This is a genomic window from Thalassospira sp. ABL2_045 (genome assembly GCF_056161285.1).
The window spans coordinates 850,955-875,673 of sequence record NZ_JBSWYV010000001.1; the positions used below are offsets into that span (position 1 = coordinate 850,955).

Sequence of the window (24,719 nt, forward strand, 5' to 3'; positions counted from 1 at the left end):
TGCCAGATTGCCGGTGGCGCATTTTCCATGATCGTCTAAATCTTATGGTCAACAACACATTGACTTGGAAAGGGCTTTATCATGGCTGATCTGTCGAGCTTCGACATTACCAAACGCTGGCCTGCGCAAAATCCGGATGTCATCCAGCTTTATTCCCTGCCGACCCCGAACGGGGTGAAGGTTTCGATCATGCTGGAAGAAACCGGTCTGGACTATGAACCGCATCTGATCAATATCGGCGAAGACGAAACCTGGACGCCGGAATTCCTGTCGCTGAATCCGAATGGCAAAATCCCGGCAATCATTGATCCGGACGGGCCGAATGGTGCACCGCTTGGTCTGTTTGAATCCGGTGCGATCATTCAGTATCTGGCGGAAAAAACCGGCAAGCTTTTGCCCGCTGATCCGGCCAAACGTATTGAAGCCATTCAGTGGGTTTACTTCCAGATGGGCGGACTTGGTCCGATCTTTGGCCAGCTTGGCTTCTTCCACAAATTTGCTGGCAAGGAGATCGAGGACAAGCGACCGCTTGATCGTTATTGCAATGAATCCAAACGCTTGCTCGGTGTTCTTGAAACCCGTCTTGAAGGGCGTGACTGGATCATGGGCGATGAATATTCCATTGCCGACATTGCGTCGCTGGGCTGGGTGCGCACCATCAATGCGTTCTATGAGGCTGGTCATCTGGTTGAGTATGACAAGCTTAAAAACGTTCCGGCGTGGCTTGAGCGCGGACTTGATCGCCCGGCTGTGCAGCGCGGCTTGAACGTTCCGGCGCGCGACTAACCGATGCTGATTTTGACCGGATGGATACAAATGCTTTCCATCCGGTCAGGCTGGTCTTAATTAATGGGGTAATCGGATTTTCCCACGAAGCTAAGAGACCAAACATGACCAGCCGCATCAAGGACGCTGCCCTTGCCCAACAGATCACAGACGAGACCCTTGCCTGGCGCGAGGTGATTTGTCCGGTGACGGCGAAATACGGAAACTATGTCGCCAAGCGTGATTTGCGCGACAAGACCATCGTCAGTTTCCAGCACGTTCTTGAAGACACCATTCCCACATTGCTGCCCTTTGTGAAGGCGGGGGCAACGGTCAAGGTCGGGGCGTGTAACCCTGACAGCACCGATGACGTTGCTGCCGCATACCTTGCCGCCAACGGTGTGGAAGTCCATGCCTTTTCGGGGATGACACCCGAAGAATACGCCAAAAGCATCGATATCCTGTCATCCGAGCCAGCCGACATTATTGCAGATATGGGCGGCGAACTGATTGAGGCATTTGTTCAAAAGGGCCACAAGGTCGATGGTGCGCTTGAAGCGACCACGACCGGTGTCCATCGCGTGGAAAAACTCGCTTATTCCTTCCCGGTGTTTAACTGGAACGACATTGCCATCAAGGACCGTCTGCATAACCGCCATCATGTGGCGCAGGAAATGTGGCCGGTCTTTTCCAATGTGACGGGGCTGGCGCTTTATGGCCGTTCCGTCCTTGTGATCGGCTTTGGCCCGGTCGGGCGTGGCGTGGCCGAGCGTGCGCGCAATCTGGGCGCGGTGGTCTCGGTTGCCGAACGTGACCCGGTGCGTGCCCTTGAGGCGCAGCATCATGGCTGCCGGGTTGTCAGCCTTGAAGACGGTTTGAGGGAAAACGCGATCATTGTTACCGCCACCGGACTTTCAGGCATTCTGGGCGCAACGCAGATCAAACAGTGCCGTCGCGGTGCGATCCTGGTCAATGTCGGTCATTCCAATACCGAGATTGATGTCAAATGGCTCGATACCCAGACGCGTACGAAAATGCGCCGCCATATCGAACGGTTCGAGCTCGATAACAGTCGTGAGGTTTATCTTCTTAATCGCGGCAGCTTGCTGAACCTCGCACCGGGCATGGGGGGATCGGGCAAGGATCTGTTTGATCCGTTCTCCGCCATTCTGATCCGCGGCATCGACTGGTTGGCATCGGACGGGGCGACGTCATTCAAGCCGGGCTTTTATGCCTACCCGGAAGATGTCGAACTTGAAATCGCCGAAGCGATCCTGCATTCGCATAGTTAAGCGGGCACCAGATCGTCAGACATCAGGGCAGCTGCAGGGTGCATGCAGCTGCCCTGATACGTTTTGATACATTTTTCGGGGGTTTCCGACATAATTCTACGAAGTAATTTTGTTTAAATCAAAGCGTCGCAAGGCGCGTGTTGGTATCGTTATTTCACGGGCCGTTAAGGGATTTCAGGAACCGGACCCATGAAAAACATCACGCGCCTATATTTTGGAACCTTGCTTGGCCTTTCCGCCCTGTGGTTGACGGTTAATCCCGAACTTTTTGCCGATCAGGACTTTGTCGGTTTTCGCAATCTGATGGTCCAGTATTCGGGCTTTCTTGCCTTTGGCATGATGACCCTGATCCTGTTTTTGTCGATCCGTCCGGTGTGGCTGACACGCCGTCTGGGTGGTCTGGACAAAGCATATCGTCTGCATAAGTGGCTTGGCATCACCGTGCTGGTGGTGGCGACCTTGCATTGGGCGTGGCGGATGGCACCGAAATGGGCGGTGGCGCTTGAACTTCTTGAGCCGCGCCGGCGCGGGCCGCGGCCGGATGGATCGGGCATGCATTGGGCGCAATCGCTGTTTCTGGAACATCGCCATCTGGCCGAAAGTGTCGGCGAGTGGGCGTTTTATATTGCGGTCGTCCTGATCCTTGTCGCGCTTATCAAACGTATCCCGTATCGCTGGTTTGCCAAGACCCACACGGTTCTGGCGGTGATTTATCTTGTGCTGGTCTATCACAGCATCGTCTTGCTTGATTTCGCCAACTGGACAACGCCGGTTGGGTGGGCGTTGGCGGTGATGCTGGTCGTGGGCACCGTATCGGCGATCATTGTTCTGTTCGGGAAAGTTGGCGCCGGGCGCCGATCCACTGGCGAGGTGGTCGAAGTGGATTATCTGCCCGAGATGCAGTCGCTGCAGATCGCGATCAAATCCGATGGTGGCTGGAAAGGGCATATGGCCGGGCAGTTTGCCTTTGCGAGATTTGGTAACAGCAATGAGCCCCATCCGTTTACCATTGCATCCGCCTGGCATGACGGGGTGCCGGGTCTGACCATCATTGCCAAGAAGCTGGGTGACTATACCAACACGCTTCAGGAAACCTTGAAACCGGGCGACACGGTCCGACTGGAAGGCCCTTACGGGACCTTTACCCTTGATCGCGCGCAAACCCACCAAATCTGGATTTCCGGGGGCATTGGCCTGACGCCATTTGTTGCCTGGCTTGAGGATCTGGTGGCCCATCCGGCAGCGCTTCAGATCGATTTCTATCAGGTGGCACCGCATTGCGATGACAAGCTGATGGCGCGGATCAAGGATCTGTCGGAACGTGCCGGCGTGCGGCTGCATGAATGGCGCGATGCCCGCGACGGTTTCCTGACCGGGGCGCAAGTGCGCAGTGATGTGGCGCATTGGCGCGACGCAGCTGTGTGGTTCTGCGGACCGCGCCAGTTCGGTGAGGATATCAAGGCCGACATGGTGGCGGCAGGCTTGCCCGGCCGGGCGTTCCATCAGGAGCTGTTTGATTTCAGGTAAGCCCCAAGCAACATCAAAAAAAGCGGGCGGTTCGTGATTGAACCGCCCGCTTTTGTTTGCTCGTTATCCAAATCTGTCGGGATTGCCTAGGACTTGTAGCCGATCCGAAGGTTCCCCCACTGTTCGCCATTGACCATGATCGGAACGTCACATTCCTTCATGAAGACGACGCTGTCGCCCATGTCACGGAAATAGGTCTGCAGCAGATGGGGCTTGGTATTGCGCCCGGCCATCAGACCGGCCCGGTCATCAAAGATGCGCCGGTTGCGGCAATTGCCCATGTTCCAGGCGGGTTCGCCCGGACGTTGGGGTTGGCTATAGACCTTGTTATGGGTCGGCAGGAAGCCGTTGGTATCCACGCCCGCGGCAAAGACGATATGGTCGTCCTTATCAAGCATCGCTTCCTGAAGCGGGGTGAAGTTGCGGTCCGTGAACGGAATATAGGGTGTCATGAACTGCTTGGGATCGGTGTCAGGGATCGGTTCATAACGGGTGTTGAACAGGTCTTCATGGGTGAATTCCTGATTGCGCAAACCGCTTTCAAGAACCTTGCCCAGTTCGCCTGCCAGTTCCTTGCCAAGGCCGGCGATCTTTTCGTCATGTTCGCTGGTTTTCTTAAGCAGGCCGAGGATGACCTGCGTTGCGGCCTCGTCGACTTCGGTGAACTGGATATGGGTGCCAAGGGTAGAGTGTGCTTTGACAATCCCCTTAAGGCGGGTGCCGTCTTCCATGGTGATGGTGATCGCCTTGTTGCGATCTTCTTCGCTGGCCTCGATGCGCGCAAGGAGCCCTGCGATCGACATATCGGCAGTGACACCGTCGCGGACGTCGCCATTGCCAAAATCGATCTTGATATCAACGGCAATCGGCACGCGTTCTTCGTGACGGCGGTTCGTGCTGTCTGCGCTGCGCAGAACCATACGGAACCGGGTTTCCATCTGGTTGATGTCGTTGCGGATGTTCGATGACAGAATGCGCAGGTTTTCGGCCGTCTGGCTGGCATTGTGCGATTTCTCGCTGGCCAGTTCGATGTCACCGGAAATGCCCTGCATGTGGGTCGAGACTTCCTGTGCGCTTGTCGAAATTTCCGAAATGGCCGCAGTTTGCTGTTCCACCGATGCGGAGATATCGCTTGAAAGCTGGCTGACCTCATCAATCGCCCCGCCAATGCCTTCGATGGCGGTGACCGCCTCGGACGTAGCACCCTGAATGGCGGTAATCTGGGCGTTGATATCAAGGATGGCTTTTTCGGTCTGGGTCGCGAGGTTTTTGACCTCGTTCGCGACCACGGCAAAGCCCTTGCCGGCATCCCCGGCACGGGCGGCCTCGATCGTGGCATTAAGCGCCAGCATCTTGGTCTGATCGGAAATGCGTTTGACGATATCAACGACCTTGCCGATTTCGGTCGCGGTTTCCGACAGGCTGCCCATCGTGGTCGATGTTTCCCGGGCGCGTGTCACGGCCTGCCCGGCGATGTCATTGGTTTTGTGAATGCGATCGGCGATTTCGTGGCTTGATGCCTGCAATTCTTCGGTCGCAGAGGCCACGGTGGCGACATTGTTGCTGGCGATATCGGTGGTGGCAGTGATGCGTTCGACCAGTTGCGAAAGCTCGCTGGCATCGCTTTCCATGGCCTGGGCAACATCGTTGGTGCGCCCAGCCTGAAAACCGACCTCGGAAATGATGTTATCTGTTTCACGTTCGATGATTTCCGACATCGACTGGATTTCGGAAGCGGATCGTTCGCCGGTCAGGGCATTCTGGCGGGCCGTGATCAGGCTGCTCATATCCGCCATCAACAGGCAGCGCGCAGCATCGGCCGCCGCAGCACCGCCTTTGGTGCGCGCGGCCAGGGTGGCGCAATTTGCCGAAACCTGGTGATAGGCCAGCACAATCTGATCCGGTGCCAGTCCGGTGACGGCATCGGCCAGAACGTGATCGTCAAGGCAGTCATTGAGCGCGGCGGCGCTGCTTGCATTAGCCAGTGCGGCGAACCTTGCGGTCAGGCCTTCGACGTGGCTTTTCGGATCGGTCGGGGCGGCACTGTTTTGCCCAGAGCCCAGCAGTTCCGAAACCAGATTTTCTGCAAGCTGTTCGCCGTGCTGCGCAAAAAGGTCTTTTGTACCTTCAATTCGCGCATAGATTGTATTTTCCGGCATTGCAGAAGTGTGATTCATTTACGTTTCACTCCCTTGTTCCATGCGTGCGTTTTAGCCCGCTTTTCACAGATTTTTAGCCTTCTGTGTGTGCTTTTGGAGAGTGTAGCACCTTAGGTAAGTCTATAAGATATCATACTTTAGGTTGATATGGAAAAAGGGCCCGCCATAGATGGCGGGCCGAGTTCGCCCTCGTTGTTCACAGGGGCCACGGTTCGAATGTCAATTTCATCAGTAAATCAGAATGTTATCAGATTCACCGGGTTAGGATGCCACGGGTGACGACCTGTGCCTGAATCTCGGCAGCGCCTTCAAAAATATTGAGAATTCGGGCGTCACACAGCACGCGGCTGATCTGATATTCCAGCGCATAACCGTTGCCACCATGGATTTGCAGGGCGTTATCGGCATTCGACCAGGCGACACGTGCGCCCAGAATTTTGGCCATCCCGGCCTCGATATCGCAGCGGATATCCTGATCTTTTTCAAAGGCTGAGAAGTAAGTCAGCTGACGTGCAATCATGGTTTCGACAACCATCCATGCAACTTTTCCGTACACCCGCGGGAAGGCATAAAGCGGCTTGGAAAACTGAACGCGGTCCTTGGCGTAGCGCATGCCGATCTCAAGCGCGTTCTGGGCGACACCGACCGCACGGGCAGCGGTTTGAATGCGGGCCGACTCAAAGGTTGCCATCAGCTGTTTGAAGCCCTGACCTTCTTCACCGCCGAGCAGGTTTTCGGTGGGCACTTCAAAACCGTCAAAGGACAGCTCGTATTCCTTCATGCCGCGATAACCAAGTACCTCGATCTCCCCGCCTGACATGCCATCGGCCGGGAACGGATTTTCGTCCGTGCCACGTGACTTTTCGGCCAGTAGCATGGAAAGGCCGCGATAGCCGGCCTCATCCGGGTTGGTTCGGGTCAGAAGCGTCATCAGGTCCGACCGCGCGGCATGGGTGATCCAGGTTTTGTTGCCAGTGACTTTATAGCTGTCGCCATCCTTGACCGCACGGGTGCGCAGATGAGCCAGATCCGATCCATTGTTGGGTTCGGTAAAGACCGCAGTTGGCAGGATCTCGCCCGATGCCAGTTTGGGCAGGTAATGTTCCTTTTGCGCGTCTGTGCCGCCAAGGCGGATCAGTTCGGCAGCAATTTCTGAACGCGTGCCGAGCGAGCCGACACCGATATAGCCGCGTGACAGTTCCTCGGTCACGACGCACATGGCGGTTTTGCCCATGCCAAGGCCGCCAAATTCTTCAGGGATGGTCAGACCGAACACGCCGAGTTCCGACATTTCCGTGACGATGTCGATCGGGATCAGCTCATCACGTTCATGCCAGCCATGGGCATGCGGGGATACCTTTTCCTCGACAAAGCGGCGGAACTGATCGCGCACCATATCAAGGGTTTCGTCCTCAAGCCCGGTTTCGCCAAAGCGCCCGGTATCGAGGCTGTCTTCGATTTCGGCGGCAATCGCACGGCGTGCGGCATCCGAATTGCCATGTTGGGCAAGGGTTGCCACCGACGGGTTTGCCGCAAGCGAAGCAATCAGGTTATCTGCGACACCAAGGGTCGAAAGACGGATGATCTCGCCTTGTGACATCGGAATGCCGCCGATGATCTGGGCGAGATATTCCCCAAAGGCCGATTGCAGGATCAGATGTTCGAGCGTGCCGAACTTGTCCTGATCCTTAAGCCTGCTTGCCCATGCCTTCATCTGCCCCAAGGCTGTGACATAGGTGGTGAACCAGGCAAAGCCATGTGCGGCAAACTGGTTTTCATCAAAGGCGTCGGCATTGATCCGGCCATCGACCGTGACAGCGGTGCGCACGGCATATTCAGCCGCATCATAGACAGGGCTGAGTGCAGAAAGCGCGTCATCGCACAAATGTTCGAGGTCGGGCAAAAGGGCATTCTCAGTCATTATTCAGGTCCTCGGATCGGGTCCTCGTTGTGCAATCCTGTGGGGCGATTGCGCGGATCGTTTACAAAGTTCAGAGGGTGGTGGCACCCCGGCGCAAATCGGGCGAGAATGCGCGCAGGGTGCCAACAATCAGTCGAAGGTCAGGCCCCAAACGACTTGGGAGAATCCGGGGCCTGATGTGGGATTATCCTTCGACTGCTTCTTCAAGGGTGCGCATGCCCGGGCGTTTGGCCTGAACCAGAACGGCCATGTTGCCGGGCTTGTGTTCGTTGCGCATCATCTTCATGTGCGCACGCGGGATGTCTTCCCAGGCGAAGACTTCGGACATGCTGGGATCAATCCGGCGTTCAACCATCAGGGTGTTGGCCTGTGCCGCCTGTTTGAGGTTGGCAAAGTGGCTGCCCTGAATACGTTTCTGACGCATCCAGACGAAACGCGCATCAAAGGTCAGGTTAAAGCCGGTGGTACCCGCACAGAACACGACCATGCCGCCGCGCTTAACAACGTTGCACGAGACCGGGAAGGTCTGTTCGCCCGGATGTTCAAAGACGATATCAACATCGTTGCCCTTGCCGGTGATGTCCCAGATCGCCTTGCCGAATTTGCGGACCTCTTTCATATAGTCACCAAATTCCGGACCGTTGACGGTGGGAAGCTGGCCCCAGCAATTGAAGTCCTTGCGGTTGATCACGGCCTTGGCCCCGAGCCCAAGCACAAAGTCGCGCTTGGTTTCATCGGATATGACGCCAATCGCATTCGCCCCGGCGGTCGTAATCAGCTGGATCGCCATTGAGCCAAGACCCCCGGATGCTCCCCAGACCAGAACATTATGCCCCGGACGCAGGATATGCGGGCGATGGCCAAACAGCATGCGATAGGCGGTGGCAAGGGTTAGCGTGTAGCACGCGCTTTCTTCCCAGGTCAGATGTTTGGGGCGCGGCATCAGCTGCTGTGCCTGAACACAGGTGAACTGCGCGAATGACCCGTCGGGGGTTTCATAGCCCCAGATGCGCTGGGTCGGAGACAGCATCGGATCGCCGCCATTACATTCTTCGTCGTCGCCGTCATCCTGGTTGCAGTGAATGACAACTTCGTCGCCGACTTTCCAGCGGGTCACCTTCGATCCCACAGCCCAGACGATGCCCGATGCATCCGATCCGGCAATGTGGAACGGGCAATCATGGACATTGAAGACCGAGATCGGTTTGCCGAGCGACGCCCACACACCGTTATAGTTCACACCCGCCGCCATCACGAGAACGAGGACTTCGTGGCTGTCAGGCTGGGTGACCGGCAGCACTTCGCACTGCATGGCGGTATCGGGTTCGCCGTGACGTTCTTCGCGAATCGCCCAGGCATACATGTTTTTCGGCACATGGCCGAGCGGCGGGATTTCGCCGATTTCATAAAGATCTTTTTCTTCCTGACCGCCACGGAAAGGCAGCACTTCAGCGGACGTGTTCATGGCCTTCACTCCTTGTTCGGGGTCGATCCGGTTTGCAGGGTAATGAAATTACCTATGCTGCGTTGCGGTCGACGAATCCTCCAAGCCACGGAATTTGTTCTGTTTCCCCGGGCAAATCCCGGTTTTCTGCGGATTAATCGCAGGCGAAACCGAGGCGATATTTGTTTTCGCTTTTATCGCGTTGCACAAATTGTTATATAATTACTTCGACATTGTCTAGTGGATAATTTAATAACGTTTCCACGTAATTATCGTAAAGAAAATCGGTAATAAAAATACAAGAGGTCGCGATGTTGATGGAAAACAAGCGCAATGCAGCAAAGCCGGAACGCGATCGCCCGTGGCTGATCCGCACCTATGCCGGGCATAGCTCGGCACAGGCATCAAACGCGCTGTATCGTCAGAACCTGGCAAAGGGGCAGACCGGACTTTCGGTGGCCTTCGATCTGCCGACCCAGACGGGATATGATTCCGATCATGTTCTGGCGCGTGGCGAGGTCGGCAAAGTCGGCGTGCCGGTTTCGCATCTGGGCGACATGATGACGTTGTTTGACGGCATTCCGCTTGATCAGATGAACACATCGATGACGATCAATGCGCCGGCGGCGTGGCTTTTGTCGCTTTATATTGCGGTGGCCGAAAAGCAGGGCACAGCGCGGGCAAGCCTGCAGGGCACAACCCAGAACGACATCATCAAGGAATACCTGTCACGCGGGACCTATATCTTTCCGCCGGCCCCCAGTCTTAAGCTGATTACCGATGTGGCGGCCTTTACCTATCGCGAGGTTCCGAAATGGAATCCGATGAATGTGTGCTCGTACCATTTGCAGGAAGCCGGGGCGACGGCCGAACAGGAGCTGGCCTATGCGCTGGCAACGGCGATTGCGGTGCTTGATGCGGTGCGCGATTCGGGACAGGTGCCCGAAGAAGATTTTGCCAAGGTGGTCGGGCGCATTTCATTCTTTGTGAATGCCGGGATTCGCTTTGTCACCGAAATCTGCAAGATGCGGGCATTCTGCGAATTGTGGGATGAAATCACCCGCGAGCGTTATGGCATTGAAGATGCCAAATATCGCCGGTTCCGCTATGGCGTTCAGGTCAATTCATTGGGGCTGACCGAACAGCAGCCTGAAAACAATGTCTATCGCATCCTGATCGAAATGCTGGCGGTCGTTCTGTCAAAAAATGCGCGGGCCCGTGCGGTACAGTTGCCAGCCTGGAACGAGGCGCTTGGCCTGCCGCGTCCATGGGATCAGCAATGGTCGCTGCGCCTGCAACAGATCATGGCCTATGAAACCGATCTTCTGGAATATGAGGATCTGTTTGACGGCAACCCGGCGATTGAACGCAAGGTCGGGGCGCTTAAGGAAGGCGCACGTGAAGAACTTGCCAAGATTGATGCCATGGGTGGGGCGATTGCCGCCGTGGATCGTGGCTATATGAAACAGGAACTGGTGCGCTCCAACGCGCTGCGTCTGGCCGATATTGAAAGCGGGATCACCAAGGTTATTGGGGTGAATGCCTTTACCGAGACCGAGCCATCGCCGCTGACATCGGGTGAAAAATCGATCCTGACCGTCGATGACATGGCCGAGCAGGAGCAAATCGAGAAACTGAAAGCGTGGCATTCGGATCGTGATCAGAAAGCGGTTGATAGCGCATTGGCGGATTTGAAGTCGGCTGCCAGCGAAGAGCGCAACGTTATGGAAAGCTCGATTGCCTGTGCCCATGCCGGGGTAACGACGGGGGAGTGGTCGGAAACACTGCGCGATGTGTTTGGTGAGTACCGGGCACCGACCGGGATCACATCCATGATCGTCACAGGCGAAGAGGAAAACCTTCAGGATTTGCGTGAGCGTGTTGATCAGGTTTCCGACAAGCTTGGCGAACGCATGAAGATGCTGGTCGGCAAACCGGGACTGGATGGCCATTCCAACGGGGCGGAGCAGATCGCCGTCAAGGCGGGCGAAGCCGGGATCGAAGTGCTGTATGAAGGCATTCGTTGGACGCCAGAGGAACTTGTGCGCAATGCGATTGAAGACGGCGCGCATGTGATCGGGCTTTCGATCCTGTCAGGGTCGCATGTGCCGCTGGTGCGTGAAGTGGTCAATGGGTTGCGCGCCAAAGGGGCCGGTCACATCCCGGTGGTTGTCGGGGGCATCATTCCCGAAGCCGATATGCTGGTGCTGCGCCAGATGGGGGTTTCGGCAGTCTATACCCCGAAGGATTATCAGCTGGCCAAGGTCATTTCCGAGATTGTCGATCTGGTTGATAAAAAGGCGTCGGAGAAATCCGTCGTCTCACCAAAAGGGACACAAGACAATCAGGGCGACGCCACCCTGTATTGACGATCACCCGATCAGACACAGGCCATAAAAAACGGTCGCGCCAACATTGGGTGCGACCGTTTTGTATTCGGGGTCGGTTTCGCCGATCAGGATTTCGCCGTTGCCGGTTCCTGCAGGATGCCGTGACGTTCGTTGACCCAGCTTTCAAAGGTTGAAGCCGGCAGCGGTTTGGCAAACAGGAAGCCCTGAATGAAGTCGCAGCCCTTTTCCTGCAGATAGACAAGCTGTTCGACTTCTTCCACGCCCTCGGCAACCACTTCGAGGTTGAGGCTGTGGCCAAGGCCGATCACTGCATCGACGATTGCCTTGTCATCCATATCGACATGGATGTCGTTCACAAACGAACGGTCGATCTTGATCGAGGTGACCGGGAAGCGTTTGAGATAGTTCAGCGACGAATAGCCCGTACCGAAATCATCAATCGCGATCAGAACGCCCAGCTCCTTGAGCTCCTTGAGCGTCGAGACGGCTTTTTCCGGGTTGTTCATCAGTATGGATTCGGTGATCTCAAGTTCCAGCGTGCCTTCGGGCAGGGCGGTGTCCTTGACGATCTTGGTGACACTGTCGACCAGTTCGGCGTCCTGGAACTGGGCCGGGGACAGGTTGACGGCAATCCGCATGCCGGCAAGCGATGTTTCACGCCAGGCCTGCGTCTGTTTGCAGGCGCGTTCAAGCACCCAGGCACCCAGCCGGTTGATCAGACCGCATTCCTCTGCCACGGAAATAAACTCGCCCGGCAGGATCAGGCCGCGTTCCGGATGGTGCCAGCGCACAAGTGCTTCCGCGCCAACGACGCGTTCGGTGCGGCAGTCGATTTTCGGCTGATAGTAAAGTTCGAGCTGATCCTGTTCGAGCGCGTTGCGAAGATCTTCCTCGATGGTTTTGCGTTCCTTGACCCGCTCATGCATGGAGGGCAGGAAGAAGCGGTAATTGTTGCGGCCTTCGGCCTTGGCGGCATACATCGCCATATCGGCGTTCTTGACCAGCTGTTCGGGGTTTTCGCCGTCTTCCGGGAACAGCGTGATGCCGACACTGGCGGTCGAATGCAGGCGGATGCCACGGCAATCGAAGGGCTGGGATAGCTCGTCAATGATGCGTTGGGCCAGGGCGATGGTGTCTTCGATGTTTTGAACATCCGTCTGGATGATCGCGAATTCATCGCCCCCCAGACGGGCGGCGGTATCGGAATCGCGGATGATGCGCGACAGACGCTGCCCCATTTCCTGAATCATCAAGTCACCGACATCATGGCCGAAGTGATCGTTGATGTCCTTGAAGCGGTCAAGGTCGACAAACAGAACCGTTACACCGCGCTGGAAGCGACGGGCGGACAGCAAGGCCTGACGCAGGCGATCCAGGAACAGGGTCCGGTTCGGCAGGCTGGTCAGAACGTCATGGACCGCGAGGTGGCGCATGCGTGCTTCGGTCTGTTTACGTTCGGTAATGTCGGTATAGGTCGCAACATAACCGCCGCCCGGCATAGGGTTGTGATCGACCTGAATGACGCGGCCATTCGGGCGGGTGCGTTCCATGCGATAGGGTTCACGACGGCGCGCAATCGCAACACGGTCGGAAATCAGCGCCTGAATGCTGACATCGCCATATTCGCCGCGCTCGCCGTTATAGCGCAGGATATCGGAAAGCGGGGTGCCTTCCTTGACCAGATCGCGCGGCAGATTAAGCAGTTCGATATAGCGTTCGTTCCAGACCATCAGGTTCAGGTCCTGGTCGAACAGACAGATGCCCTGGCCGATATTGTGCAGGGTGGCTTCGAGCAGGGCCTGCTTACGCTGGGCTTCTTCCTGTGCCTGCCCTTGCAGGGCAACCATTTCATTGTATTCGCGGATCAGAAGGCCAAGTTCGTCCGAGCTGTTCCATTCCACCGGACGGCGCAGACGGCCATGCTTGGTCATTCGGATGGAATGCAGCAGACGGTTAAGCGGTTCCTTGATCGAGCGTTTGTTGGCAATCAGAAGGCTGGCGGCCACGACCGAAATCAACAGCCCGAACAGGATCATGTCGATGGCGATGCGGCGGAACAGCAAGTCCTGCACGCGGTCATCGGTAAAGTAGATGACCAGTTCGCCAACGTCGTGACGGACATTGTTGCGTTCGAAATAGACACGGCGCGACAGGCGCAGCGTATCGGCCAGTTCGGATTGCGAAACGCCGGTATGGGCGAATTCGGTTCCGTCGGCACCAAGCGCCTGCACGGCCACAATGTCACGATCACGCGACATGGCGTTGAGCGCTGATTCGATGTTGTCGACGTCAAGATACCAGAATGGGGTGGCCAGAACGCGGGCGTTAATATCGGCAGTCTGTTCGACTTTGCCGTTCAGATCATCGCGCAGCACCTTGTAGCTGACATAGCCAAAGACAACGAAAAGCGCCAACGAGAACAGCGATACAAGCGGCAATGCAATAAACAGCAGCCGACTGCTCAAGGACTTTCGTTGTAAAAACCCGTACGATCCGCGCGACAAGCGTTCTCTCCCTGGCACCTACTTTGGGCTAGTCGAATATACTGTACTCGACGTTCGTATGGGTGCCAACTCCCCTTAAATTAGTCTCAAGTCAAACCGCAACTTAATGAAAACGCAAGTTCGATTTCGTTAATTTAGCAAATAAACAACTCTCGCCCGCAAGCTTATCTATCTTGGGGCGAAGTCATTCAGCTTCAACCATTTATAGTGAATATCTGCAAAAATTTCGTTACCGCGGAACGGCAAGGCGTGCGAGTTCGTCACATCTTTCGTTTTCTGGATGTCCGGCATGACCCTTGACCCAGTGCCACTCAACCTGATGTGGTTCAAGGGCTTGCAGCAAACGTTGCCACAGTTCCACGTTTTTTACCGGCTTTTTATCCGCCGTTTTCCAGCCGCGTTTCTGCCAACCGAAAATCCACTTGGTAATACCGTCGCGCACATAGCTGCTGTCGGTGTAAATATCGATCACGCACGGGCGTTTAAGGGCCTCGAGCGCGCTGATGGCGGCCATCATTTCCATGCGATTGTTGGTGGTTTCGGGATCACCGCCCGACATTTCCTTTTCAACGCCCTTGAAGCGCAGAATCGCCCCCCAGCCACCGGGGCCGGGATTGCCGCTGCATGCGCCGTCTGTGTAAATCTCGACGCGGTTATCGCCGCCATTATCTGAAGTCATGTTGAGGTGTCCCTGACCGTCTGCCTTAATCAAGGCCATAGGCCGCTGCGTTATCCACACGTTGGTGGAAGCGCAATTTGTTGATGTATTCACGCGGGTTTTTCGGCGTGACCAGCGCATCTTTCGGCGTGTTGACCCAGTCATAAAGGCGGGTCAGCAGGAAGCGCAGGCTGGCACCACGGGCAAGAATCGGCAGGGCCGCCTTTTCGGCATCCGAGATCGGGCGCACCTTGCTGTAATGCGACAGCAGGTTCTTGGCCTTGGTGACGTTAAAGCTGTTGTCGGGTTCAAAGCACCAGGCATTCATGCAAATCGCGATGTCATAGCCAAACAGATCATTACAGGCGAAATAGAAGTCAATCAGGCCAGATACCTCTTCCTTGCCCGGGAAGAAGAAAACATTGTCGGGAAACAGATCGGCATGAATAACCCCCTTGGGCAATTCGTGCGGCCAGTTGGCTTCGAGAAAATCAAGCTCGTCCGCGATCAGATCCCCCAGCCCGGGGAGCTCGTCATTGGCGTGTTCTTGACAGCTTTCAAACAGATTGCGCCAGCCCGCGACACTTAGCGCGTTGGGCAGATGCATTTCGAAATCCGACCCGGCCGTATGCAGTTCGGCCAGTGCTGCGCCAAGCCCGGCACAGTGGTGCGGCTGAATACGGCGCGGAGACATGCCCTGCAGGAATGAGGTGATGGCAGCCGGGCGACCACAGAGTTCACGAAGTGCCACGCCGTCCTTGCCATGGATCGGGGTCGGGCAGTTCAGTCCCTTGGCCGACAGATGATCCATCAGGCCGAGGTAAAACGGCAGATCATCCGGGTTTACCCGCTTCTCATAGAGCGTCAGGATAAAGGGCGCGATGCTGGTCTGAAGCAGGAAGTTGGTGTTTTCGACACCTTCGGCAATGCCCTTGAAAGAAACCACTTCACCGATATCGTATTCGGCAACGAAACGGGCGATATCCTCGTCTGAAACATCGGTATAGACGGCCATGGGCTTTATTGTCGTCCTGATCTGAAAGTAAGCAGTTAGCTGGCAAGCTGGCGCGGTAGTTTAAAAGTGACGTTCTCGTCGGTGAGCGTGATGGTTTCGACCGTCACATCATAGCGTTCCCGGCAGGCATCGATAACTTCTTCGACCAGAACTTCCGGGGCGGATGCGCCGGCCGTGATGCCAAGGATTTTGATGCCTTCAAGCTCAGACCAGTCGATTTCCTTGGCGCGTTCAACCAGAACAGAGCGCATGCAGCCTTCGCGCTTGGCGACTTCGACCAGTCGATTGGAGTTCGAGGAATTCGGCGCGCCCAGAACCAGAATGGCATCGGCCTTTTCGGCGATCAGTTTGACCGCGTGCTGACGGTTGGTTGTCGCGTAGCAGATGTCTTCTTTTTTCGGGACCGAGATTGACGGGAAGCGCCGTTGCAGGATTTCGATGATCTTGGCGGTGTCATCAAGCGACAAGGTTGTCTGGGTCACGAAGGCCAGATTGTCCGGATCCGAAATTTTGATGGTTTCGGCGTCTTGTTCGGTTTCGACAAGCGTCATGCTGCCCAGTGGCAACTGGCCCATGGTGCCGATCACTTCAGGGTGGCCGGCATGACCAATCAGAAGGATATGCTTGCCATCTGCATGATGACGTTCGGCACCGCGATGGACTTTCGAGACCAGCGGGCAGGTCGCATCAAGATATTCAAGCTTGCGGGTTTCGGCGGCCTCGGGCACGGATTTCGGTACGCCATGGGCAGAAAAGATCACCGGAACCCCGTCCGGAACGGCATCGAGTTCGTCGACAAAAACCGCACCCATGTCTCGCAGGCGATTGACCACGAATTTGTTATGGACGATTTCGTGGCGGACATAGACCGGCGCACCATATTTTTCGAGCGCCTTTTCGACGATCTCGATGGCGCGATCGACCCCGGCGCAAAAACCGCGCGGGTTGGCGAGAACGATCTGAAGGCTGGCTTTGTCAGACATGATACAGGTCCGGCTTTCCCAATCGCGTGCGGGCGTTCCCGACGCATTTTTCAAACATTGTCGTTACATAACCCGCCTGATCATGTGGTGCAATGACTCTGCGGCAAAAGGGCCGCGTGTTGTGGCCGGAAATTTGACCTTTTCTATTCCCGCGACCCGTTGAAGCGGGTTGTGCCGACACCCGTGAGGGAATAGACTGCGCGCGGGCCGTTCGGATAAGACACAGGCCTGAAAACATTTGGTTTGATAGAGGCTTGGATGACAATCGGTAACGGACTTCGGCGCGTTTTTGCATTTGGTATGGTCTCGCTTGGCGGATTGCTAAGTGCGTGCGGCGGCGGAAACCCGTTCGAAGAACAGCCCGTACCGGTTTGCCCGGCCGCCTATCTGCCAAAGGATACGGCGAAGCTGGTCGAGTTCAGTGGCGGTGGCCGCGATCTGACCGATGTGATCGTTGAGGCGGAATTTACCGGTTATATCGGTGACTGCGGCTATGATCTGGATGACAAGGAACTTGATGTCATCATCAGCCCGATCATCACTGCCGAACTTGGACCGGCGGCGCAAAATCGTACTGTGCAGTTCGAATATTTCGTTGCGCTCCGCGACCCGAATGGCAACTTCATCCAGAAGTCGGTGTTCAACATCAATATGGCCTTTGCCGACAATCTGAACATGGCGCGGATCCGCGATGAGCAGGTGACACTTTCGGTGCCGCTCGATGATGTCTGGACGGGTCCGGATTATGAAATCTATCTCGGTTTCCAGCTGAGCGCGGAGCAACTGGAATATAATCGCCGCTTCGGAACCGATTGATTTATCGGGAAGTTTTGGCGTTTCGGGCCGGTCGATAGCCCCTTTTGGGAAAATAGGGGCTGGTCGGTTTGCGCGGAAACCCGTACAATAGAAACACACCCAAATGATCCCCGTGGGAGAGGCCGCAGTCCTTATGGATATGCGGACGCCGAAGGAGCAACCACCCCGGAAACTCTCAGGCAACAGGACCGCGCGGAGATGGGACTCTGGAAAGCAGGTGCTGTGATCAGCCTGATCAAAACGCACCTCGCCGAAGATGTAAGCAGACCGGTTTAGCCATTGGCTGTGATTCTTTCAGGCTCCGAGACAGAGGGGGAATGTGGTTGGCCAGTGGTCGGCTATGTTTCGCAACGATTGTCCCGGAGAAGGAAGAGTGGATCAACAGACCGAACTGCTAAAAACAGCCCTTTATGACCTGCATGTTGAACTCGGTGCCAAAATGGTGCCGTTTGCGGGCTATGCCATGCCGGTTCAATACCCGCTTGGTGTGAAGGGCGAACATCTTCATACCCGTGCAAAGGCTGGCCTGTTTGATGTCTCGCATATGGGGCAGGTGCGCCTGACCGGCGAAAACCGCGTGGCAGAGCTTGAAAAGCTTGTGCCCGGTGATATTGCGATCCTCAAGCCCGGTCGCACGCGTTATTCCGCATTCACCCAGGACGATGGCACAATCCTTGACGATCTGATGATTACCAATGCGGGTGACAGCCTGTTCCTGGTGATCAATGCGGCTTGCAAGGATGACGATATTGTTCATATGCGCGCCAATCTTGGCGATGGCGTATCCCTTGAAGAAATCGATGATCGCGCGCTGATGGCGCTGCAGGGCTCGGATGCGGCCAAGGTGCTGGCACGGTTTGCGCCTGCGGTTACTGATCTGAAATTCATGAGCTTTGCCGAAATCGAGATCGCAGGCGTCCCGTGCTTTGTGACCCGTTCAGGCTATACCGGTGAAGACGGTTATGAGATTTCGGTGCCCAATGCGGATGCCGAAACGCTTGCACGTAAATTGCTGGCCGAGGACGAAGTTGAGGCGATTGGCCTTGGCGCGCGTGATTCGCTGCGTCTGGAAGCCGGTCTGTGCCTGTATGGCAATGACATCGACACCACCACGACCCCGGTGGAAGGTGATCTGAACTGGATCATCAACAAGCGTCGCCGGGCCGAAGGCGGGTTCAAGGGATCTGACGTGATCCTCGATCAGCTTGAAAATGGTGCGGATCGCAAGCGTGTCGGCATCAAGCCCGAAGGCAAGGCCCCGGCCCGCGAACATACCCAGATTTTGAATGCAGACGGCGAAGAGATTGGCGAGATCACGTCAGGCGGGTTTGGCCCGACCGTCGATGGTCCGATCGCAATGGGCTATGTTGCGATCGAGTTTTCCAAACCGGGAACCAAGATCGACCTGATGGTGCGCGGCAAGGCCCGCCCGGCCGAGGTGGTTGAACTTCCGTTTGCACCGCATCGCTATTTCCGCGGTTGAGTATCCGAAATTTTGAGAGCGCGGCGACGCCGCATTGGCATTGAATTGATCAAGAGGGACAAAGGGAAATGACAAAGAAATTTTCGCAAGAACATGAGTGGATCGAGTTCGAAGATGGTGTTGCGACCGTTGGCATCACCGATTACGCGCAGCAGTCGCTGGGTGACATTGTTTATGTCGAGCTGCCGGAAGTTGGCAAAAAGCTGACCAAGGACGGCGACGCAGCCGTGGTTGAATCGGTCAAGGCCGCCAGCGACGTCTATGCCCCGCTTGATGGTGAGATTGTTGAAATCAACGAAGAACTTGATGCCAATCCGGCACTGGTCAACGAAGCCCCGGAATCCGAAGGCTGGTTCTTTAAAATGTCCCTTGCTGATGAATCCCAGCTTGATGCGCTGATGGATGAGGCAGCCTACAAAGACTTCGTCGAAGGTCTTTAAGCATGCGCTATCTCCCACTGACACGCGCTGATCGCGCTGCGATGCTTGACACCATCGGGGCTGCATCAGTTGATGAACTTTACGGTGATGTGCCTGACGGCGCGTTGCTCGATAAGCCTGTTGAATTGCCATCCCACCTTGGCGAAATGCAGGTCGAACGCGATATGCTGGCCCTTGCCGGGAAAAACATGGGGGCGTCCAGCGTGCCCAGTTTCCTGGGGGCTGGTGCCTATCGCCACCATGTGCCGGCCACGGTTGATTACGTGATCCAGCGCGGTGAGTTCCTGACCGCCTATACCCCGTATCAGCCGGAAATCGCACAGGGAACGTTGCAGTATCTGTTTGAATTCCAGACCCAGGTTGCCTCGATCACCGGGATGAATGTTGCCAATGCCTCGATGTGGGATGGTGCAACGTCCTGTGCCGAGGCGGTGCTGATGGCATGCCGCGCGACCCGTCGTAAAAAGGCGGTTCTGTCCGGTGGTCTGCATCCGCATTACCGCGAAGTGACGGAAACCTATTGCCAGTACAGCGATACCGAAGTCGCCGGGCGTGATGGGCATCCCGAGCACCAGGCAACGGCCGAAGAATTTGACGATCTGATCGATGATCAGACGGCTTGTGTGGTTGTGCAGTACCCGGATGTGTTTGGTCGTATTCAGGATCACACCAAACTGGCTGAACTTTGCCATGCCAAGGGGGCGCTTCTGGTCGTGGTCTTTACCGAGGCGGTTGCCTTTGGTGCGGTCAAATCACCGGGCAGCTTCGGGGCCGATATCGTTTGCGGTGAAGGCCAGTCGATCGGTAATGCGCTGAACTATGGTGGACCGTATGTCGGTCTGTTTGCCACCACCCAGAAACTGGTGCGTCAGATGCCCGGTCGTCTGTGTGGCGAGACGGTTGATCAGGACGGCAAGCGTGGCTTTGTTCTGACACTTTCGACCCGTGAACAGCATATCCGTCGTGAAAAGGCGACCTCGAACATCTGTACCAATTCCGGTCTGTGTTCGTTGGCCTTTACGGTGCATATGAGCCTGCTTGGCGAAGATGGTTATCGCCGTCTGGCAACCTTGAACCATGAAAATGCCTGCAAAACAGCCGATGCGATTGATGCTGTTGATGGGTCATCGGTGGTCAATGACAGCTTCTTTAACGAGTTCACGGTCAAGCTGACCAAACCTGCTTTTGAAGTCGTCGAGGCACTGGTTGCCAAGGGTGTTCTGGCGGGTGTGCCGTTGTCGCGTCTGTATCCGAACCGAACGGATCTGGATAACTACCTGTTGGTGGCAGTGACCGAAACCAACACGGATGCGGATATCGCGGCCCTTGCGGCCGCATTGAAGGAGGCGCTGGCATGACCTTTACAACCCATACCGGCAACCGCGGCCTTGTTATTGAAGAACAACTGATCTTTGAACAGGGCCAGCCCGGCCGCACCGGTGTTGATCTGCCCGAACCGGCAGGCACGAAAACCCGTCTTGGCGGTCTTGATCGTGACAGCGACGTTGGCCTTCCGGGCCTGTCCGAGCCGCAAGTCGTGCGTCATTTCACGCGCCTGTCGCAGAAGAACTATGGCATTGATGCCGGTTTCTTCCCGCTTGGTTCGTGCACGATGAAGCATAACCCGCGACTGAATGAAAAGGTCGCGCGTCTGCCCGGTCTTGCCGATCTGCATCCGATGCAGCCCGCAAGCACCGTTCAAGGCGCGCTGGAATTGATCAACAGCTGTGCGCACTGGCTTCTGGTTTTGACCGGCATGCCGGCTGTTTCCATGTCCCCGGCAGCGGGCGCACAGGGTGAGCTTTGCGGCATGATGGCCATTCGTGCGGCCCTTGATGCGCGCGGTGAAAACCGTCGTCGCGTTCTGGTGCCGGAATCTGCCCACGGGACCAACCCGGCCACGGCAGCCGCCTGTGGTTTTACGGTTGATTCGATCCCGGCAACCGAGGATGGCCGTGTTGATCTGGCTGCATTCGAAGCCAAGCTTGGCGATGATGTGGCGGGGATCATGCTGACCAACCCGAACACGTGCGGTCTGTTTGAACGTGATGTGCGCAAGATTGCCGATCTGGTGCATGAAGCGGGCGGGTATTTCTATTGCGATGGTGCGAACTTCAACGCCATTGTCGGTCGCGTACGCCCGGCAGATCTTGGCATTGATGCGATGCATATCAACCTGCACAAGACCTTCTCGACCCCGCATGGCGGTGGTGGCCCGGGTTCCGGACCGGTCGTCTTTTCCGACGTACTGGCCCCGTTTGCCCCGATCCCCTATGTCGTCAAAAAGGGCGACGGTTTCCATCTGGTCGAAACTGCAGACGAAGACGATGGCATGCAGCCATTTGGGCGTCTGAAAGGTTTCCATGGTCAGATGGGCATGTTCATTCGTGCGCTGACCTATATGAAAAGCCACGGTGCGGATGGCCTGCGTCAGGCATCAGGTGATGCGGTTCTCAATGCGAACTATCTGCTGGCCCGTCTCAAAGACAAGCTCAGCGTTGCCTTCCCGGGCTATTGCATGCACGAAGCGCTGTTTGATGACAGCTTCCTGAGGGATACCGGTGTATCGACACTGGATCTGGCCAAGGCAATCATCGACGAAGGGTTCCACCCGATGACGATGTATTTCCCGCTGGTCGTGCATGGTGCGTTGCTGATCGAGCCGACGGAGACGGAAACCAAGGAATCGATCGACCAATTCTGCGATGCGATTCTGGCTCTTGTTGCCAAGGCCGAGTCGGGTGATGCGGAATTCTTCAAGAATGCACCGTATCTGACACCGCGCAGACGCCTTGATGAAACGGCAGCTGCACGTAAGCCGGTTTTGCGCTGGAAGCCTGAAACAGCTTGATAACCCAAGCAACCTTGCTGTTTGAAACACCCCGGTCTCTGGCCGGGGTGTTCTTTTTCAAGGACTTGGACTTGAAACCCATTGGACTTGTCGCAATCTGCACCCTTATACTTGTCGGAATTGTAATGAACGACGTCATCAAAGACGCGTTTGGGGATTTAGAGGTCGGACTGCTGTCCGTTCCGGAGGTTTGAAATCAGTCATGTCTCGTCGCGTGCAAAAAGTATTCACTGCCGAACGTCGTCTTAAAGAACGAATCGGCGGTGTGGTTGAAGATTGGTCGGATTCCTTTTTCGACCCGACGCTGGAAAGTGGAATGGGTGCAGGCGAACCGATGCCAGTTTCCCTGCCCGCAGCGACGAGTGAGACCGATAACGCCGGAATGTCCCAGGCGGTGCTTGATGAAATCCGCGCCCTGCGTGGCGAAGTTTCGCAATTGCGTCAGGCAATGGCATCAGGTGCTGCACCAGCGGCCGCTGAAAGTGCATTCGAAGCGCCAGAAGCATCAAATGATGCCCCTATGGATGCCTTGCCGGACCCGGTGACAAGCAACCCGACGCATTCCAATCGTCCGGGGGCTGCCGAGCCGGATCACGATGATCTGGAACTGATTCGCACCCAGATCGAGGAAATGAACGAGCACATCCACAAGGCCAAGGTTCAGATTGCCTCGTTGCGCCATCCCAAGGCGCAGGATGACCGTCTTGTCAGTGCTGCCTCGGAACTTGATGCCATCGTCAAGGATACCGAGATGGCGACCCACACCATTCTGGAATCTGCCGAGCAGATCGATGATCTGACAATGACGCTTAAAAACTCGGCACCAAGTGACTTTGTCGCCGATCACGTCGAACAGATTGCCTTTATCGTCACCAAGATTTTCGAAGCCTGTAACTTCCAGGACATTACCGGACAGCGCATCAACAAGGTTGTCAGCACGCTTGAGTTCGTTGAGGAGCGTGTCCACAACATGATCTCGATCTGGGGTGAAGAGGCCTTTAGCGAACTGCCAATACCCGAAGTTGAGGAAGAAGCACGGCCCGAAGATGCGGATCTTTTGAACGGCCCGCAGCTTGATGGCGAGGGTATCAGCCAGGACGATATCGATAAGTTGTTCGAATAACTCGAAAAATACTTGGTTTTACCTTGTGATTTAAGGTAGTAGCGTTAGCTATCTCTTCTTCGTTTGAGAAATGGCAGGCGTTTGTGCAGCGTCTTTTGTCAATCAAACGTTTACATATGTTAAGGTAAAGTCTTACCTATAAGAATAAGAAGCTAAGTTGGGATGCGTGTAACATTCGGTTGCACGTGTTTTGGCGTGCTTGGAGGTTAGTATGGGATTTTGGTCTCTTGGTGCTATTCGCCAGCCTAAGGCGCAAGATATCAAATGGCGAAAGAGCCCGCGTGGGGATTACTATCGACTGTTTATGCTCGACGACGTTTCAGAGCTTGGTCTGAATGGCACGGGTGGTGTTTATCTGCTGTGGCATGGCGGTTTGAAGCCGTCCTGGCTTGTTGCCGGCGCAACAGAGGATCTTGGGCACAGCTTTGCCGAGCTGGCGCGTGATCCCGACATTCGCGAATATGATGCCCGCGGTGGCGTTTATATGAGCTGGTCGCCGATCAAGGGCAGCTTCCGGGAAGGTGTTGTGCATTACATTGCCAAACATGCCAACCCGACCTTTGAATGCGATTTTGACAGCAAGGAAGATCCGATACCGGTCCTGCTGCCGCGCTAATCACGTGGCCGGACAATGTATCTGGAATGCAAAAAGCTCCGCAGTTGCTGCGGAGCTTTAAGCGCTTTTGACTTATGTTGAAAAGTAGGCTGGCCTTAGAGTTTGGCCATGACCGCTTCGGCGCTTGAGACGTCAAACGCGCCGGGTTCTTCGACGGCAAGATCGGTGACTTTGCCGTCTTCGACGATCATGGCAAAGCGGTTGGCTCGTTTGCCAAGACCACGCCCGGTCAGATCAAGCTCAAGGCCGGTCGCATCAACAAAGGCAAGGTCGCCATCCGAAAGCATGGTGACGTTATCTGCGTTTTCGGCATCTGCCCATGCCTGAAGCACGAAGGCATCATTGGATGCCAGGCAGGCAATCTCGTCGACACCTTTGGCTTTGATCTCATCGGCTTTGGCGACAAAACCCGGCAGATGTTTTGCCGAGCAAGTCGGGGTAAAGGCACCCGGTACCGCAAACAGGACAACTTTGCGTCCTGCGAAGAATTCCTTGGAGTTGACGGCTTCGGGGCCGTCGCTGGTTGCGCGGAAAAGGGTAACTTCCGGGAGTTCAGAACCGATCGAAATGGTCATTGGTATCTCCGTTATTTGGCGCAATCCCGTTGACTGCGCGCTGGATCGCATGCCCGAATCAAACACCAAATCTGCTTGGCATTCAATGCATTCACGCAGAGTTTTTAAGAACTGTCATCTGCTTGACGTTTAACGTCAGTATGTTCGGACTTGTTCCCGTGAAGGCCTTGTCTGCAGACCGGGATGGTTAAAATAC

The 24,719-nt window shown here is 55.8% G+C and carries 19 protein-coding genes and 2 riboswitches; of the genes, 11 read left to right on the top strand and 8 right to left on the bottom strand.

What is annotated here, in order from left to right; genetic code table 11:
- The first annotated feature begins 81 nt into the window (after positions 1-81).
- From ACXAIA_RS03870 to ACXAIA_RS03880, 3 genes are all read left to right on the top strand, one after another.
- Positions 82-786, top strand: coding sequence for a glutathione S-transferase N-terminal domain-containing protein (locus ACXAIA_RS03870; protein WP_475348190.1), 705 nt, complete (start codon positions 82-84; stop codon positions 784-786).
- A 104-nt stretch (positions 787-890) separates the two neighbouring features.
- On the top strand, positions 891-2,057 hold the full coding sequence (locus tag ACXAIA_RS03875) for an adenosylhomocysteinase (protein WP_475348191.1): 1,167 nt from the start codon (positions 891-893) through the stop codon (positions 2,055-2,057).
- 189 nt (positions 2,058-2,246) lie between these two features.
- The gene (locus ACXAIA_RS03880) at positions 2,247-3,584 is read left to right on the top strand and encodes a ferredoxin reductase family protein (protein ID WP_475348192.1); all 1,338 of its coding nucleotides are present in this window, start codon (positions 2,247-2,249) and stop codon (positions 3,582-3,584) included.
- A gap of 86 nt (positions 3,585-3,670) precedes the next feature.
- On the opposite strand, the gene ACXAIA_RS03885 is transcribed toward ACXAIA_RS03880, so the two are convergent.
- The 3 genes from ACXAIA_RS03885 to ccrA all read right to left on the bottom strand — a co-directional run bounded on the left by ACXAIA_RS03885 (position 3,671) and on the right by ccrA (position 9,129).
- Positions 3,671-5,761 carry a methyl-accepting chemotaxis protein gene (locus ACXAIA_RS03885; RefSeq protein WP_475348193.1) on the bottom strand — a complete coding sequence of 697 codons (2,091 nt, stop codon included), beginning with the start codon at positions 5,759-5,761 and terminating at the stop codon, positions 3,671-3,673.
- Positions 5,762-5,996: 235 nt separating this feature from the next.
- Positions 5,997-7,664 carry an acyl-CoA dehydrogenase family protein gene (locus tag ACXAIA_RS03890; protein ID WP_475348194.1) on the bottom strand — a complete coding sequence of 556 codons (1,668 nt, stop codon included), beginning with the start codon at positions 7,662-7,664 and terminating at the stop codon, positions 5,997-5,999.
- Positions 7,665-7,848: 184 nt separating this feature from the next.
- Positions 7,849-9,129 carry a crotonyl-CoA carboxylase/reductase gene (ccrA, locus tag ACXAIA_RS03895; protein WP_475348195.1) on the bottom strand — a complete coding sequence of 427 codons (1,281 nt, stop codon included), beginning with the start codon at positions 9,127-9,129 and terminating at the stop codon, positions 7,849-7,851.
- A 290-nt stretch (positions 9,130-9,419) separates the two neighbouring features.
- Here ccrA and ACXAIA_RS03900 point away from each other — a divergent pair, with 290 nt between their 5' ends.
- A complete protein-coding gene (locus tag ACXAIA_RS03900; protein ID WP_475348196.1) occupies positions 9,420-11,477 on the top strand; it encodes a methylmalonyl-CoA mutase family protein in 2,058 nt (685 codons plus the stop codon).
- Positions 11,478-11,563: 86 nt separating this feature from the next.
- Here the strand turns inward: ACXAIA_RS03900 and ACXAIA_RS03905 are convergent, their stop codons facing one another.
- The 4 genes from ACXAIA_RS03905 to ispH form a co-directional block, all read right to left on the bottom strand.
- A complete protein-coding gene (locus ACXAIA_RS03905) occupies positions 11,564-13,924 on the bottom strand; it encodes a putative bifunctional diguanylate cyclase/phosphodiesterase (protein ID WP_475348197.1) in 2,361 nt (786 codons plus the stop codon).
- Positions 13,925-14,192: 268 nt separating this feature from the next.
- Positions 14,193-14,642: a ribonuclease HI gene (gene rnhA / locus ACXAIA_RS03910; protein ID WP_475348198.1), complete on the bottom strand. Its 450-nt coding sequence runs from the start codon at positions 14,640-14,642 to the stop codon at positions 14,193-14,195.
- Between the two features lie 25 nt (positions 14,643-14,667).
- Positions 14,668-15,636 (bottom strand): homoserine kinase, encoded by a 969-nt coding sequence (locus tag ACXAIA_RS03915; protein WP_475348199.1) that lies wholly within the window; start codon positions 15,634-15,636, stop codon positions 14,668-14,670.
- Positions 15,637-15,671: 35 nt separating this feature from the next.
- Positions 15,672-16,619 (bottom strand): 4-hydroxy-3-methylbut-2-enyl diphosphate reductase, encoded by a 948-nt coding sequence (ispH, locus tag ACXAIA_RS03920; protein WP_475348200.1) that lies wholly within the window; start codon positions 16,617-16,619, stop codon positions 15,672-15,674.
- A gap of 258 nt (positions 16,620-16,877) precedes the next feature.
- Between ispH and ACXAIA_RS03925 the strand changes: the two genes are divergently transcribed.
- The 7 genes from ACXAIA_RS03925 to ACXAIA_RS03955 all read left to right on the top strand — a co-directional run bounded on the left by ACXAIA_RS03925 (position 16,878) and on the right by ACXAIA_RS03955 (position 23,948).
- Positions 16,878-17,435: a hypothetical protein gene (locus ACXAIA_RS03925; RefSeq protein WP_475348201.1), complete on the top strand. Its 558-nt coding sequence runs from the start codon at positions 16,878-16,880 to the stop codon at positions 17,433-17,435.
- Positions 17,436-17,538: 103 nt separating this feature from the next.
- A riboswitch (glycine riboswitch) is annotated at positions 17,539-17,636 on the top strand.
- Positions 17,637-17,639: 3 nt separating this feature from the next.
- A riboswitch (glycine riboswitch) is annotated at positions 17,640-17,747 on the top strand.
- Between the two features lie 28 nt (positions 17,748-17,775).
- A complete protein-coding gene (gene gcvT, locus ACXAIA_RS03930; protein WP_475348202.1) occupies positions 17,776-18,918 on the top strand; it encodes a glycine cleavage system aminomethyltransferase GcvT in 1,143 nt (380 codons plus the stop codon).
- A gap of 68 nt (positions 18,919-18,986) precedes the next feature.
- A complete protein-coding gene (gcvH, locus tag ACXAIA_RS03935; protein ID WP_475348203.1) occupies positions 18,987-19,358 on the top strand; it encodes a glycine cleavage system protein GcvH in 372 nt (123 codons plus the stop codon).
- Between the two features lie 2 nt (positions 19,359-19,360).
- Positions 19,361-20,716: an aminomethyl-transferring glycine dehydrogenase subunit GcvPA gene (gcvPA, locus tag ACXAIA_RS03940; protein ID WP_475348204.1), complete on the top strand. Its 1,356-nt coding sequence runs from the start codon at positions 19,361-19,363 to the stop codon at positions 20,714-20,716.
- Positions 20,713-22,209, top strand: a complete 1,497-nt coding sequence (gcvPB, locus tag ACXAIA_RS03945) for an aminomethyl-transferring glycine dehydrogenase subunit GcvPB (RefSeq protein ID WP_475348205.1) — start codon at positions 20,713-20,715, stop codon at positions 22,207-22,209. Before gcvPA ends, gcvPB begins: the two co-directional genes overlap by 4 nt.
- Positions 22,210-22,411: 202 nt before the next feature.
- Positions 22,412-23,332, top strand: a complete 921-nt coding sequence (locus tag ACXAIA_RS03950) for a protein phosphatase CheZ (RefSeq protein WP_475348206.1) — start codon at positions 22,412-22,414, stop codon at positions 23,330-23,332.
- 211 nt (positions 23,333-23,543) lie between these two features.
- Complete coding sequence (locus ACXAIA_RS03955; protein WP_475348207.1) at positions 23,544-23,948, top strand: hypothetical protein; 405 nt, start codon at positions 23,544-23,546, stop codon at positions 23,946-23,948.
- A 95-nt stretch (positions 23,949-24,043) separates the two neighbouring features.
- Here the strand turns inward: ACXAIA_RS03955 and ACXAIA_RS03960 are convergent, their stop codons facing one another.
- Positions 24,044-24,523, bottom strand: coding sequence for a redoxin family protein (locus ACXAIA_RS03960; RefSeq protein WP_475346918.1), 480 nt, complete (start codon positions 24,521-24,523; stop codon positions 24,044-24,046).
- Between the last annotated feature and the right edge of the window lie 196 nt (positions 24,524-24,719).

What these genes read in the sequence shown, in the direction of transcription:
- ACXAIA_RS03870 (WP_475348190.1), top strand. Translation starts at nt 82, where the DNA reads ATGGCTGATCTGTCGAGCTTCGACATTACCAAACGCTGGCCTGCGCAA.
- ACXAIA_RS03875 (WP_475348191.1), top strand. Translation starts at nt 891, where the DNA reads ATGACCAGCCGCATCAAGGACGCTGCCCTTGCCCAACAGATCACAGAC.
- ACXAIA_RS03880 (WP_475348192.1), top strand. Translation starts at nt 2,247, where the DNA reads ATGAAAAACATCACGCGCCTATATTTTGGAACCTTGCTTGGCCTTTCC.
- ACXAIA_RS03885 (WP_475348193.1), bottom strand. Translation starts at nt 5,761, where the DNA reads ATGAATCACACTTCTGCAATGCCGGAAAATACAATCTATGCGCGAATT.
- ACXAIA_RS03890 (WP_475348194.1), bottom strand. Translation starts at nt 7,664, where the DNA reads ATGACTGAGAATGCCCTTTTGCCCGACCTCGAACATTTGTGCGATGAC.
- ccrA (WP_475348195.1), bottom strand. Translation starts at nt 9,129, where the DNA reads ATGAACACGTCCGCTGAAGTGCTGCCTTTCCGTGGCGGTCAGGAAGAA.
- ACXAIA_RS03900 (WP_475348196.1), top strand. Translation starts at nt 9,420, where the DNA reads ATGTTGATGGAAAACAAGCGCAATGCAGCAAAGCCGGAACGCGATCGC.
- rnhA (WP_475348198.1), bottom strand. Translation starts at nt 14,642, where the DNA reads ATGACTTCAGATAATGGCGGCGATAACCGCGTCGAGATTTACACAGAC.
- ACXAIA_RS03915 (WP_475348199.1), bottom strand. Translation starts at nt 15,636, where the DNA reads ATGGCCGTCTATACCGATGTTTCAGACGAGGATATCGCCCGTTTCGTT.
- ispH (WP_475348200.1), bottom strand. Translation starts at nt 16,619, where the DNA reads ATGTCTGACAAAGCCAGCCTTCAGATCGTTCTCGCCAACCCGCGCGGT.
- ACXAIA_RS03925 (WP_475348201.1), top strand. Translation starts at nt 16,878, where the DNA reads ATGACAATCGGTAACGGACTTCGGCGCGTTTTTGCATTTGGTATGGTC.
- gcvT (WP_475348202.1), top strand. Translation starts at nt 17,776, where the DNA reads ATGTTTCGCAACGATTGTCCCGGAGAAGGAAGAGTGGATCAACAGACC.
- gcvH (WP_475348203.1), top strand. Translation starts at nt 18,987, where the DNA reads ATGACAAAGAAATTTTCGCAAGAACATGAGTGGATCGAGTTCGAAGAT.
- gcvPA (WP_475348204.1), top strand. Translation starts at nt 19,361, where the DNA reads ATGCGCTATCTCCCACTGACACGCGCTGATCGCGCTGCGATGCTTGAC.
- gcvPB (WP_475348205.1), top strand. Translation starts at nt 20,713, where the DNA reads ATGACCTTTACAACCCATACCGGCAACCGCGGCCTTGTTATTGAAGAA.
- ACXAIA_RS03950 (WP_475348206.1), top strand. Translation starts at nt 22,412, where the DNA reads ATGTCTCGTCGCGTGCAAAAAGTATTCACTGCCGAACGTCGTCTTAAA.
- ACXAIA_RS03955 (WP_475348207.1), top strand. Translation starts at nt 23,544, where the DNA reads ATGGGATTTTGGTCTCTTGGTGCTATTCGCCAGCCTAAGGCGCAAGAT.
- ACXAIA_RS03960 (WP_475346918.1), bottom strand. Translation starts at nt 24,523, where the DNA reads ATGACCATTTCGATCGGTTCTGAACTCCCGGAAGTTACCCTTTTCCGC.